The following is a 14233-nucleotide window of genomic DNA, read 5'->3' on the forward strand; positions in this document are numbered from 1 at the left end:
GTTAATCACCTTCTACTAAAGTATGGATAGTTAAATAATGTTAATTTTCTTCTTATGTCTTGCGCTCTTAGTGCTGGCATACAAGTTTTATAGTCCGTTTGTTGAACGCCAAGCAGGGATTGATCCTAAAGCGCAAACACCCCAAGCAAGATTCGAAGATGGCGTGGACTATGTACCCGTCCACCCAGCTAAAGCGTTTTTAATTCAATTTTTAAACGTTGCCGGTGTCGGGCCGATTTTTGGCCCTATTCTAGGGGCTTTATATGGCCCAGTGGCCTTACTCTGGATTGTGTTAGGCAACATTATCGGCGGCGCGGTGCACGATTATTTCTCTGGGGTGTTAAGCATAAAAGAAGATGGAAAGAGTCTGCCTGAAATCGCGGGCCACTATTTTAACATCTATTTTAAAGGCGTAATGCTGCTGTTTACTGCGATGTTACTCTTTTTCGTGGGCGTGGTGTTTATCATGAGCCCTGCAGGACTACTCAGTAATCTCGATTATTTTAAAGATACTATTTTTGGCAATAACACCTTCTGGGTATTAGTGATTTTGGCCTATTACTTCTTAGCCACTATGCTGCCAATCGATAAGATCATCACTAAGCTGTACCCCGCGTTTGGCCTATTAATGATCGTGATGACCACTTCGATTGCAGTGGCTCTCCTCATCAATGCACCGCAGTTACCCGAAATGGGCGATGTGTTCGCGTACTTCAACCACAGCCATTACAACAATGAGTTATTGGAACCTAACCCCGATGGTTTACCGATTTGGCCATTACTGTTTGTGACTATTACCTGTGGTGCTATTAGTGGTTTTCATTCAACTCAAGCACCTATCATGGCACGCTGCCTGACAAACGAGAAATACGTTCGCCCAGTTTACTACGGCGCTATGGTGGCTGAAGGTGTGGTGGCTTGTGTATGGGCGACTGCGGGGATTGCGGCCTTCCCGGGCGGATATGTTGAGCTTAAGAGCTTACTAGACCAAGGCGGCCCTGGCTTAGTGGTTAACCAAGTGGCTACGAGCTATCTTGGGGTATTAGGCGGCGTGATGGCAATTATTGCGGTCGCTGTATTTCCGATTACCTCGGGGGATACCGCGTTCAGATCGCTGCGTCTAACCATTATCGACGCCTTTAATATCCCTCAGAGTATGCGTAACCGTTTGCTGGTAGCGGCGCCTATTCTGACCATCGCTTACTTTATGACCAAGATCGACTTCTCCTTGATCTGGCGTTATTTTGCTTTCTCAAACATGCTGCTATCGACCAGTGTGCTATGGTTGGCGACAAAATATCTATTCGATAGAGGCAGTTTTCACTGGATAGTAAGCTTGCCTGCGATTGCGGGCACTTGTGTGACAGTGTCTTACATTGTTACCGCAGGTATTGGTTTAGGTTTACCTCAATCCCTGAGTCAACCAGTGGGCATCGCCGTGGGTGTGGTGTGTTTAATCGCCTTGATTATTGCTAATAACAAACGCAAAACAGTAATAGATACAAAGTTATAACTTAATTGGCTTTATGACCATAAAGGGCTGCATTTTGCAGCCCTTTTTAATACTATTTTCATAAACTGGCGTCAGTATTGAATATTGTCACTGTGACATATTCCATTGCGTCGAAATTATGTTAGATTCTGGCGAACTGATGAAGATAGAGTTATTGTTATCACTGTCATCAACAGTTCTCCACAGGGCAGTCACTGCAATAATGCTTACTTTTGCAGAGAAGTGTCAGGAAGTTACATCAATTCAGAGTCTGCTTATGCAACCCAATTTATTTCCCGAACAAAGACATTTAAATCCTGAGCCGATGGTGATGCCATCGGTAGAAGTTCAGTCTACTCGTAGCCGCTTACAACGGATGGTTGGCAGCGTGCTGCTCACCTGTAGTGTGTTGTTAAGCTTATCTGCTTGTGCAGCGGGTAAAGCCAGTGCGCCGCAGGAAGAAGAGTTTAGCTACGCTTGGTTAAAAGGCTATGCCCATACGCTGGCGACAGAGTCCTATGTAAGCCACAAGGGTGAGTTACCAAAAAGCTTACAGGGCATGAGCTGGGATGATTACCAGCAATTCCATTTCAAGAAAAAAGCCGCACTGTGGCATGAGGATGATTCGGAGTTTCGCGCCGAGTTGTTCCACTTAGGCCTGTATTTCGATACACCAGTGCACATTTACCAATTGGAAGATGGCAAGGCTAAACTGATTGAATATTCTCCTTCTATGTTCGATTACGGTAAGTCGAAGGTAAAGGGTAGCCAGCTTCCTAAAGATTTAGGTTTTGCAGGCTTTAGAATGCAGTTCAACACCGACTGGCAACGTGACGTTGTCGCTTTCTTGGGCGCAAGCTATTTCCGCGCGGTCGGTCAGGAAATGCAGTATGGTCTTTCAGCCCGTGGTTTGGCGGTTGATACTGCGTTGCCTAAGCCTGAAGAATTTCCGATGTTTACCCGTTTTTGGTTAGAGAAGCCGCAACCAGGTTCTAATATTGCGACTGTGTACGCACTGTTAGATTCACCAAGTGTAACTGGTGCTTATCGTTTCGATATCGAGCCGGGTGAGCGTTTGAAGATGAAGGTTGATGCGGCGATTTATCCGCGTAAGGCTATCGAACGTTTAGGCGTTGCACCACTGACAAGTATGTTCATGGTCGGTGAGAACGATCGCCGTACGGGTTATGACTGGCGTCAAGAGATCCATGATTCAGATGGACTTGCCATGCATACGGGGAACGGTGAATGGATTTGGCGCCCTCTGGGCAATCCAAGTAACTTGAGATTCAACGCCTATAGCGATGAGAATCCAAAGGGCTTTGGGTTAATGCAGCGCGACCGTAATTTCGACCACTACCAAGATGACGGCGTATTCTACGAGAAGCGCCCAAGTCTGTGGATTGAACCAACAGGTAATTGGGGTAAAGGTTCGGTGCAGTTAGTTGAAATTCCAACACTGGACGAAACCTTCGACAATATCGTGGCTTTCTGGAATCCTGCAGAGCCCATTCAACCAGGACAAGAGTTACTCTATAGCTACAACATGTACTGGGGCGGTACTCCACCTGTGCAGTCACCCCGTGCCCGCGTAGTGGATACCTTTACTGGTATTGGTGGCGTAGTTGGTCAAAAGCGTAAGTACTATAGCAAGCGCTTCGTGATTGATTTTGCTGGTGGTTCTTTACCAATGCTGGGTAAAGATACTCAAGTGAAAGCGGTTATTTCAACTTCACAAGGCCGTGTGGAAATCGACTCTGCTCGCCCACAACATGCGATCAATGGTTACCGCGCTATGTTTGACCTCGTGCCGCCAGAGGATAGCGTTGAGCCGATTAACCTAAGAGTTTACTTAGAAGTAGATGGTCAACCTTTGTCTGAAACGTGGATGTACCAATGGACACCACCGCCGATGAACGAACGTGAACTGCATAACGCAGGTCATCTACAGTAAGCTATATGGGTGAATCAAAACGCCAGCCTCAGTGCTGGCGTTTTTGTATTAAGCGATTTGTTAATTGCAAGTTGGATTCAAAGTTATTGAGCACTAATTCACTTTTTGAAAATCTAAATAATTTTTCACTGTCAAATACCCAACCTTGGGCGTAATCTGTGGCGTCCTCGTCATAGGTTCGCGATTTATGTTTGAGATATTTACCTCTATCGGCTTTGGTTGGTCGGTGGCTTTAGTGCTGGCAGTGTTATTTGTGTTGGCCTACGAATTTATCAATGGCTTCCACGATACCGCCAATGCTGTTGCGACGGTGATCTACACCAAAGCTATGCCTGCAAATTTAGCGGTGGTTTCATCAGCCCTTTTTAACTTTGCGGGAGTGTTACTTGGCGGACTTGGCGTAGCCTATGCCATAGTACATCTTCTTCCCGTTGACTCCTTGTTGGGGATGGACTCCACTCAAGGGCTGTTAATGGTGTTTTCACTGTTATTTTCCGCCATTATCTGGAACTTAGGTACTTGGTACTTTGGTATTCCAGCTTCTAGCTCCCACACCTTAATTGGTTCGATTATGGGGGTTGGTGGCGCATTTGCTTGGATACATCACCAGCCTATATTGCATGGCATTAATCTCACTAAAGCCACGCAAATCATGTTATCCCTGATTATTTCGCCCACCCTTGGTTTTGTGCTGGCTGGAGTACTGCTATTGCTGATGAAGTTCATGTGGCAAAAGCACAAGATCCACCGTACGCCCGATGAACAATTTCAGATTAATGGTAAACGCCATCCACCATTTTGGGCGCGCGTCAGTCTGATAGCTTCGGCCATGGGGGTAAGTTTTGCCCACGGCTCAAATGATGGGCAGAAAGGCATAGGTTTAGTGATGCTGGTGCTTATCTGTATGGCCCCAGCGTATTTTGCCCTCGATATGAGCAGCCAGTCCTATGATTTGGCAAGGACGCAGGATGCAAACCGGCGGATTATGGCTATTTATAGCCGCAATCAAGCGATAATTAGCGATTTAGTTGATGTAAAAGCACAGCTTGAGGCGAGTGATGAGCTGTTGAGTCATTGTTCGGCACAGACCGTGTTACCCGCGATGTCGTTGCTTGATCGCCGTTTGGATAAGGCGAATAGTTTTCAAGATATGACGGTAGAAGAGCGCCGTGAAGTACGTAGGTTGTTGCTGTGTATCGATGATACCGCTCGTAAAGTGTCTAAATTAGACTTACCAGCCAAGGAGTTAAGCTCTTTAGCTAAATGGCGTAAGGATTTGACTAAATCGACCGAATACGCGCCGCTTTGGGTGATCGTGGCGATTGCGACTGCCTTGGGTTGTGGCACGCTTGTGGGCTGGCGGCGAATTGTTTATACCGTGGGAGAAAAAATAGGCTCGTCTGGAATGACCTATAGCCAAGGTATTGCTGCGCAGGTGACGGCTGCGGCTTCGATTGGGATTGCCAGCGTTACGGGTATGCCAGTTTCAACGACGCATATTCTATCTTCGGCGGTTGCGGGTACTATGGTTGCTAATCGCTCTGGGCTGCAAAGCCAAACCATTAAGCAAATTCTATTGGCATGGGTACTCACGCTGCCTATTACGATGTTCTTGTCGGCATTGGTCTTTATTCTCGCTAACTCAATTTGGGGCTAAGCTGAAGTTGATATGCAGCCTCTTACCAAGAGAGTTGCATTTGCGCGGTAGGATCTGCCAATGGTGGTGTGTGTAACTTGATTGTTGGTAAGCAAATCTCAGCGGCGATTTGCTGCTGTAACTGCTGATATAAACGAACTGCGAGCTCTGGAGCCGTTTGATTGTCGGGTGTATGGATAAAAAGATAGGGTTCTCGACCTTCTTTAATCCAGAGGGGAAGTTGCTGTAACCAATTTTTGAAAAAGCTATCGTTGTTTTTGATCTGTAACTTATCGTTATTGGCGGCTAAGGCTTCGATAGTACCATCGGTTTGTCCGATAAAGCGAACCACTGGCGCATTTGCAGTTGCGATAGCATGTACGGGTAATTGTGGTTTTTTCTTATGGGCATCAATAATTGCTTCGCTAGCGGGCGGTAGGGCAAACAAGGGCCGACTGTCCATAATGATGCGATTTACCTGTTTATCCATCAGCAAGCGGTTTAGTGCTCGCTCAGCCTCTCCCTTCGCAAAAAAGGCTAAATGCCGTACTTCAACGCCATAGGTCAAGTCTTGGGGAAGCATATCTAAAAAATGCGCCAAGGTTGTTAGTTGCTCCGGGCCAAAGTAGGCGGGAAGTTGGATCTTCCATAGCCCAGTTTTTTCAGCCAAGGGCGACATCACCCGAAAGAATTCCATTAGTTCCTGCTGACAATGTTGCAGCTGTCTTTGATGGGTGATGAGCTGCGGTAGTTTAAAGGTAAAGCGAAAGTCATCTGGTGTTGCGCTGTGCCAGTTCATCACTGTTTGTGTATTTGGCGTGGCGTAAAAACTGGTATTTCCTTCTACAGTGTTAAAAATGGTTGCGTAGCGGGCTAGGCGATCGGCTTGCTTAGTTGTTGCACCATAAACACTGCTTTGCCAATGCTGATGAGACCACATTGCAAGCCCTAGGCGAAAATGATTCGCTTGGTGTGAAGGTGACTTAAGCCCCGTCAAAATAACTCCAGATATAATCAACTAAATTTGAATTAGCTATTGTGCTCAAAGAGTTTTATCTCAGTCAAATACTAAGCATCTTGCGGATGCTGTTATTGGGTTAAGCTAATGTCCAATCCGGCTTTATGTATGGAATGTTGTAATAGTGGAACTGCCATGCTAATTAACCTACTCTAATAGTATGATATTATGTACTATTAACCTTAATCATCGAGTATTCGCGCGTTGGTTCTATACAGGGATGCACAGCTTAGCTGCAATAGTCAGTTAGCTATTCTCGTTTTGTCTGCAGGCGTGGTGGGAGAGTCGTGTGAAAAACGAAGGTTATACTTCACTTGGTCGCTTTATTGATTTGCTATTAGATGCCATCTGTGTGGTGGATAAATCGGGGCGATTTGAATTTGTGAGTGCGGGTGCTGAACGTATTTTTGGTTACACGCCAGATGAAATGATTGGTATGCAGATGTTGGATTTGGTTTTACCAGAAGACCGTGAACGTACGCTTGCTGCGGCCAATGAAATTATGACAGATCACTATAAAATCGATTTTGAAAATCGTTATATACGCAAAGATGGCAGCATAGTGGATATTCTGTGGTCAGCCCGCTGGTCTGATGAATATCAACAACGCGTTGCGGTGGCTCGCGATATTACCAAAAATAAAAATGCTGAGCGCCGGCAAGCCGCGTTATACGAGATTTCTGAGGCGGTTCATGTGGCCGAGGATTTGTTATCCCTCTATAGTCATATCCATCAGATCATTGCAAAACTTTTACCCGCAGAAAATTTTGCTATCGCGCTTTATGACCAAGATTCAAATCAATTAGATTTTCCTTACCAGTTATCGGTGTCCGAGCAAAATAGCGCATATATCAGTAATGCTAATTATTTTGCTGAGCAGATCATTCAAACGGGACAATCCTTACTCTTTTGTCCCATGTCGAATACGCTTTCATCGCCATTAGCAGTAACCTTTAAAGATTGCTGGCTCGGCGTGCCGTTGAGATTGCACAAAGGGGTGATTGGCGCGTTGATAATGCATAGCAACCCAGGTTCGAGAAGCTATACTACACAGGATTGTGAATTGGTGGAGTTTGTCTCGACTCAAATTGCGTTCGCCATCGAACGTCGTCAAATGTTGGCTCGCTTAGAGCAGATAGCACTCTACGACCAGTTGACTCATCTACCCAACAGAGAGTTATTTTACGATAGGTTTCAAAAGGCTTTATCTCGAGCGCATCGAGAGTCGAGTTATTTCTCTTTACTTTATCTAGACTTAGATAAATTTAAATGGGTTAACGATACCTACGGACATAGTGTGGGAGATTTGTTGTTACAAATTACCGCGCAGCGGCTTCTTAGCTGCGTGAGAGTTTCTGATACGGTCGCGCGTTTTGGTGGCGATGAATTTGTTATCTTACTGGAGCGAGTTGATTCTGCACACAATACCTTGCTCGTTGCTCAAAAAGTGCTGGATATATTGAATCAGCCTTTTGAACTTGTAGAGCAGCAAATTCATATTTTTCCAAGTATTGGTGTCGCTTTGTATCCTGAGCATGGTAAAGATGAACAGCAACTTATTTCCTGCGCTGATGCTGCCATGTATAAGGCTAAAAAGAATGGTGGTAATCGTATTGAGTTGGGGTATCAAGGTTTGAAGGGAAAGCACTTATAGGCCAGTGTTAAAACTCTAACTAAAACCCGCTGTAACGAAAATCGCTACAGCGGGTGTTTATATCAATTCAATGCAACAAGTGTATTTATAGTTTAAAACGTGACACTTCCTGTTGCAGTGAGGCGGCTAAGTGAGCCAACTCCTGTGACTGCACCATCGCACTTTGGGCCTCAATAGAGAGGTTTTCTGAGACTTCACGAATTGATTCGGTATTGCGATTAATTTCGCTAGTCACAGAGGTTTGTTCCTCTGCGGCCGTTGCAATTTGGCTTGCCATATCAGATATCTCATTAATTGCTTTGCTTATCTGCAGCAGGCTCTCGCTGGCTGAGTTGGCATCGGCCACACTCGTTTCTGCCATATCATGGCTTTGAGTCATGGATTTTACGGCTTTGCCTGCTGTTTGTTGCAAGGTTTCAATCATTGCCTGAATTTCTTGGGTTGATGAGTGAGTGCGTTGCGATAATACGCGAACTTCATCGGCAACCACGGCGAAACCACGACCTTGCTCACCTGCGCGAGCGGCTTCAATGGCTGCGTTTAACGCAAGCAAGTTGGTTTGTTCTGCAATCCCACTGATCGTTAATAGAATGCTATTAATTTTTTGTGAGTGCTCATTCAGCTCGCTGATAATACGTCCTGCGGTATCAACCTCATTTGCTAAGTTACGAATAGATTGCTGACTTTGCATCACTTGTTTTTGACCATGATTCGAGAGGCTCACGGCATTTTGCGCTGTTTGCGCTGTATGTTCGGCGTTGCTGGCAATCTCTTCTGTGGCGCTGGCCATTTCGGTGACTGCGGTGGCGACCATGGTCACTTCGTCCTGCTGAACCGCAATGCGTTGGCTGTTATCTGCCGCAGATGCACTGCTGCCCTTAGCTTGGTATTCAAGTTGGCCTGCAATATTGTGCATTCTCGAAATCATGCCGTGTAGACGTTCGACAAAGCGGTTAAAACCTGAGGCTAAGATCCCAATTTCATCATGGCTGTTTGCGGTGTGAATTCTCACCGTCAGATCGCCATCGCCCTCTGCGATATCATTTAGTGCCAAAGCAACTCGTTCTAAGTCTTTGAATTGCATTTTGAAGATTGCGACTAATACTAAGCCAAACATTACCAGTAACCCAGCGCCTACGGCGGACATCCACCAAGCGAGCGTAGTCGCTTGCGACATGATTTCTTGTTTGTTCATCACAAATATTAACGCCCAGTCGGTCGACGGAACGTTCGCTACATAGACTAGTTGAGTCTCACCATCTAATTCTCGCTCTTCCATAGTATTGGCATTGGCGCGTTGTGATAGCCAGGTGGGGGTAAAATCAGAGTCAATAGTAGTAAGTTGTTGATTATTTAACTTACTATTGGGGTGACTAATAATTAGTCCTGTGTTGTCTACCATCAGGGTGTAGCCATTACCGGGGACTTCAAGCCGCTGTACCGCATCGGTGAGTTGGTCAATTGTAAGGTTTGCCGCGGCGACACCGAAGAGTTGGCCCGCAACCATCACTGGCTCAGCGATAGTCACAACTTGTTTTTTAAGGGTGGCGCTGACATAGGGAGCAGTCATAACCATGCTATTAGCGGCTTTGGCATCCATATACCAAGGGCGGACACGTGGGTCATAGTTTGCGGTATTGAGCGCTGGATCTTGGCGGTACATGTTGCCTTGCTCATCACCAAAATAGGTGAGCGCAAATCCCATTGCATTATGTGCTTGTAATAAATAAGGGGTAATTTGCACACTCGGGTCAGCCTCTATGGTCTTTTTAAGGCTTGTAATGGCTGTTTTTCTATCTTTCATCCACAGTCCAATACCTTCGGCAAAAGTATTCGCTAGTTGATCAATCTCGCCTTGGGTATTGCCTATAGCATGATTTCTAATGACGTAGCTTGAAATACTAACCAGTACTGCAACAGTGATGAATACGGCTAAGAGACTACTAAAAAGTAGGCGAGTTTTAAGTGTTGAACGCATATTCTATTCCTTTAAATTCCGCTAGCAACCTAACGTTAATAAAGTATAGCGGCTGAAATAGCTAAAGCATTAATGGTTGATCATTCAGATTTGATAAAGTTGTGGCTGCTAACAGTATTTTGTTTTGTATAAGTATTTTCAAAAGTTACTTATATCATGGTGAACTTGTTTTATTGCACAGTTTTGAAAGGCTTTTTAGCATAGTATTCCTAAAGTGTCATAAGCAAGTGCACTCAAACATAAGTAAGAGAGTAGTATAGATGAAATGGAGTTTTCCTCGCTGGTGCTTTAATCCTTGGTTACATTCATGCTTAATCTTTCTTTTACCAATACTTTTAGCGAGTACAATTTATCCTTGGTTGACGGCCTATAGCATAGAAAAAAGGTTTAATCGTGATTTTGATGAAATAACACTTACTTTTGCAAATGGTGTTGATGATTTTAAGCAAAAAAATATTGAACGGGCATTTGCTAAATTATCTTTTACCTGCAATGAAGATGATATTGCGTTACTCAATAGTCAATCCTTGAGTCCAGCAATTGTTCGTTTTATTCAGCTAGAACTTGCCGATGGTAAAAAATGCTCCAATATCGGTCCGCCAGTCAATTACCATCTTGATCGATCTCGAAGTTTATTTTTTGGCACACAACAGGTCGATATTGCGACAACGGTCGCGGCCACCGATCGTGCTCGTAGTCTTGCCTATGCTTTTCATTTAGGTGAGCAGAAGTTAGTCGTGCTGACTAATAGCTCTGTTTATAACGAAACCCTATCTAACCTTTGCCACGGTTGTTATCAATTACTCATCAGTTATCAAGGGCTTTCCCCCATGGTTAGGGGGACAGAAAATCTTGATGAAAACCACAGCATTATCAAGAAATCTCGTTATATTAAAACGTTAGATGTCACCTTAACCTTAAAGGCGGGTGATGATCTCTATTGGCAAGAAGCCTATCGCATTAGTGTCGTACTCTTTATTGCAGCGTTAATTGCAGCATTTTTAGCTGTGATTTTTTATTGGAACTGGCAATCTGCCCGGGTGTCGCTTGGTATGTTGCTGCAAAAAGGAATGAGTCGAAAAGAATTTATTCCCTATTATCAGCCCATTATCGATTGCCGTTCAGGCGACGTTGTTGGGCAGGAGATGCTGGTACGTTGGCGTCGATTCGATGGTGTATTAGTCCAGCCCAATCAATTTATTCCTTATGCTGAGGATTCGGGGCTCATATTACCGATCACCGATTTATTGCTAGATCAGGTGTATCGCGATTTAGCTCAACTAAAAGGCTGGGTAAGCATCAATATTGTTGCGCAGCACTTAGAGTCTGGCTTGCTGAGTCAATGGTTCTCTTTAAACCGAGATCCCATGGTTAAGCGGATTGCATTTGAGCTGACGGAGCGCAAACCTATCACTCAATTTGAGCTAGCCTTAGCTGAAATAAAAGCCGTTTTACCATTGTGCCATGACTTTAAACTGGATGATTTTGGTACGGGTTTTGGCGGTTTTAGCTATTTACAGCGACTTGGAATTAATAGTATCAAAATTGATAAGATGTTTATCGATACCATTGGTACGAAAGATCTTAAAGGTGCGGTGCTCGATGCCATTATTGCCTTTGGACACGAGTCGAATATGGAGATGATTGCCGAAGGCGTGGAAACCCAAGAACAGGTAGATTATTTAGCGGCTAAAGGGGTGTATCAACATCAGGGCTATTTTTATTCTAAGCCACTACCATTGAAAGAGTTATTACATTTTTATCTACAGGTTTCCCATGTAAGGTAAAGATCAAGGCAAAAAGAAGAGGCTCATCAGAGCCTCTTCTTTTTCAACTCATTATCAGTGGGTCATTTTATTTTTGATTAGCACGCAACGCTGCTCTGCTTGACGCGTTTCTAATAAAGTACGACGGCTAAGATTAGATAAGCCTGTTTGGCTGTCTAATACTTTATCCAAGGCGGTAATACTATTGTAATTACAGTCGGTTGGGATCAAGTTACGGCTGTAGCTACGCATAAACACTGGGCCCTTTTTGTCCATATCGGCTAAGTTTGCGAGGCGCTCTTCAGCTGTGGCTGCGCTTAAGAGTTTTTGCTCCGCAGGATAGAGGTTTTCCATGATGATGCGCTGTTTAGCAAACGGTAGGACATCGGCGTGGACTTTACTCAACCAGCGACGTTTTGCGGCAGCTTCAGGACGGATCACTTGAGCAGCTAATGCCGCTTTTTCCCCAGAATCTGAGTTATCACGTGCTATTTCCCGTGTTATACGTTGCTGCGCATTCGGGAAGTCGTAGCGATTAAGCTGGATTATGATAGCCCAGCGCAGATCTTGATCTAAAGTTAACCCTTTGATTTTAGTCGTGCCGTCCAGCAATTGCGCTAAATGACGTAAACTGTCACGATCGCTGGCTAATTGGATATAGGCATCGAACCAGCGGCGCTGGAAGTCATTGTCCCCTCGACTCTCCATGGTCTTACGAAGGCTCATTTGCGCTAAGCCTTTGACTGCATTTTCAGCATAGTTTTGCTGAATAGGCGCGATCTGCGCGAGGTATTCTTTACTGCGTAGCAAGCTAGAAATAATTTGACCGACCACAGTGTAGTCATTCTCCGCTGGGGCGTTGACGAATACTGTGCTGAGGTATTGATCTAAACTCAGGTTGCCCTCACGTACACTGTCCCACAAGCTTTGCCATAACATTGAGCGCAATAGCGGATCTGTAACTCGGCTTAACTGTTGCTTGGCGGTATCGAAGGATTTTTCATCGAGTTGCACCTTCACAAAGCCCCAATCATCATAGTTGGGGTAAACCAGATCGGGGCAACGCTCACCGACTAATTGTTTCACCTCGGTACGCTCGCCCTTGTAGGTTACTGGTACTGTGGTCTCATGCCTTAAATCGAAACGTCCTTTAGTAAACAGTGCAATTTGGACTTTTTGCTCCCTCAGTGTCGGTAGTTCACTGCTAGCGGGATATTGCAATAGGCTAAATTCGCTAATGCGGTTACCGTCGCAGCGGTATTCGGCTTTAATAGTATTTACCCCTGCGCTGTATAACCATTCCTGTGTCCATGCGCTTAAGTCTCTGCCCGCAGCTTTAGCGAGGCTATTGATAAAGTCATCCAGCTCGGCATTTTGGTAGCTGTATTGTTTGAGGTAGTTGCTCACGCCGCGGCGGAACACTAGATCACCAAGTAAATGGCGTAGCTGCTTGAGTGTCGAGGCGCCTTTTTGATAGGTAATAGCATCGATATTGTCGAAGGCATTTTGGGTGGTAGCTACAGGCACTTCAATCGGATGGGTAGTGACTAAGCTGTCTTGCTCATAGGCACGCTGTTTGCCTTGAGCATAAAAACTGCGCCAAGCATTCGTAAATTCGGTGGCTTCTTGGGTCGCGAGTGTACCCATAAAAGAAGCAAAACTTTCGTTTAACCACAGGCCATTCCACCACTTCATAGTGACCAAATCGCCAAACCACTGGTGGGCCATTTCGTGCATAATAACACCCGCCAAGCTTTGTTTTTGCTCGGCGGTCATTTCTGCTTTGTGGAGGAAATGATCTTCGGCAAAGGTCACTGCTGCTGCGTTTTCCATTGCGCCATAGAGAAAGTCTGGCACTAGGATTTGGTCGTATTTTTTAAAGGGATAAGGAATACCAAAATAGGCGTCAAAGAAGGTTAACCCCTGTTTTGTATAGGTAAACCAGTCCTGTGGGGTCACTTGGTGAGTAACGGATTGTCGTGCAAATAATCGCATAGGATAACGGCCGGAATTATCCTGCCACATATGGTACGGGCCAGCATGCATAGAGAAATTGTAAGGGCTTAATTTAGGCGTTTCAGGAAACTCCCAACGATTAATGGTCCCCGCAGGTGTGACAGAGGACTCGCGCATGGTACTGATCACTTGCCAATCCTTCGGCGCGGTCACACTGATTTTGTAATTGGCTTTTAAATCGGGTTGATCAAATACTGCAAACATCTGTTGAGCAGCGGCAGGCTCAAAGTGAGAGTAGAGGTAGACCTTGCCATCGACGGGATCTTGGAAGCGATGCAAGCCTTCGCCATTAGTGCTGTGCGCTCGGGTAAATTGCACTTCAACTGTGTTATCACCCGAGGTCAGTAAGCGGGTGTTTAAGCTGATATAGGCACCATTGTAATTGGGGTAAATGGCGGTTCCGTTAATCAAAAAACGCTTAATTTGTGCTTTGCTTAGATCCAAGCTCAGTTGCTTAGGAACCTCGCTAAGATTGAAGTGGATCTTAGTTGTTGCGCTGAATTGCGTGTCGCCCGTCAGTTGAAAATCCAACTCATAATGCACATCCGATATTACCTGTGAACGTAGGCTTGCCTGATACTGGCTGATATAGGGACTGGCGTCCCTTGGCCCTGTATTTAAAGGACTTTTAACGGCGCACGACATTAATGCAGAGCAGGTGAGGGCGACTAGGCTAGCTTTAAACAAATTCACTACTTAAATCCTTCAACGATTTACTT

8 protein-coding genes are annotated in these 14233 nt (G+C 45.1%); 5 read left to right on the forward strand and 3 right to left on the reverse strand.

Translation table 11 applies throughout. From position 1 onward, the window contains the following. Nucleotides 1-37: 37 nt before the first annotated feature. The 3 genes from L976_RS06805 (at nt 38) to L976_RS06815 (ending at nt 5103) form a co-directional block, all read left to right on the forward strand. Nucleotides 38-1513: a carbon starvation CstA family protein gene (locus L976_RS06805; RefSeq protein WP_047535412.1), complete on the forward strand. Its 1476-nt coding sequence runs from the start codon at nt 38-40 to the stop codon at nt 1511-1513. A 256-nt stretch (nt 1514-1769) separates the two neighbouring features. Next, nucleotides 1770-3446 carry a glucan biosynthesis protein gene (locus tag L976_RS06810; protein WP_047535415.1) on the forward strand — a complete coding sequence of 559 codons (1677 nt, stop codon included), beginning with the start codon at nt 1770-1772 and terminating at the stop codon, nt 3444-3446. A gap of 187 nt (nt 3447-3633) precedes the next feature. Beyond that, complete coding sequence (locus L976_RS06815) at nt 3634-5103, forward strand: inorganic phosphate transporter (RefSeq protein WP_037414918.1); 1470 nt, start codon at nt 3634-3636, stop codon at nt 5101-5103. A 22-nt stretch (nt 5104-5125) separates the two neighbouring features. Here the strand turns inward: L976_RS06815 and L976_RS06820 are convergent, their stop codons facing one another. Next, entirely contained in the window at nt 5126-6079 is a 954-nt protein-coding gene (locus L976_RS06820; RefSeq protein ID WP_047535418.1) for a DUF72 domain-containing protein, read from the reverse strand. 310 nt (nt 6080-6389) lie between these two features. Between L976_RS06820 and L976_RS06825 the strand changes: the two genes are divergently transcribed. Continuing rightward, nucleotides 6390-7754 (forward strand): diguanylate cyclase domain-containing protein, encoded by a 1365-nt coding sequence (locus tag L976_RS06825; protein WP_047535420.1) that lies wholly within the window; start codon nt 6390-6392, stop codon nt 7752-7754. An 85-nt stretch (nt 7755-7839) separates the two neighbouring features. Here the strand turns inward: L976_RS06825 and L976_RS06830 are convergent, their stop codons facing one another. Beyond that, the gene (locus L976_RS06830; protein ID WP_047535423.1) at nt 7840-9732 is read right to left on the reverse strand and encodes a methyl-accepting chemotaxis protein; all 1893 of its coding nucleotides are present in this window, start codon (nt 9730-9732) and stop codon (nt 7840-7842) included. A 260-nt stretch (nt 9733-9992) separates the two neighbouring features. Here L976_RS06830 and L976_RS06835 point away from each other — a divergent pair, with 260 nt between their 5' ends. Continuing rightward, complete coding sequence (locus tag L976_RS06835; protein ID WP_052183972.1) at nt 9993-11519, forward strand: EAL domain-containing protein; 1527 nt, start codon at nt 9993-9995, stop codon at nt 11517-11519. A 54-nt stretch (nt 11520-11573) separates the two neighbouring features. On the opposite strand, the gene pepN is transcribed toward L976_RS06835, so the two are convergent. Continuing rightward, the gene (pepN, locus tag L976_RS06840; RefSeq protein WP_047535424.1) at nt 11574-14207 is read right to left on the reverse strand and encodes an aminopeptidase N; all 2634 of its coding nucleotides are present in this window, start codon (nt 14205-14207) and stop codon (nt 11574-11576) included. Nucleotides 14208-14233 lie beyond the last annotated feature (26 nt).

This window comes from Shewanella sp. ZOR0012 (assembly GCF_000798835.1).
Classification (GTDB): Bacteria; Pseudomonadota; Gammaproteobacteria; order Enterobacterales; family Shewanellaceae; genus Shewanella; species Shewanella xiamenensis.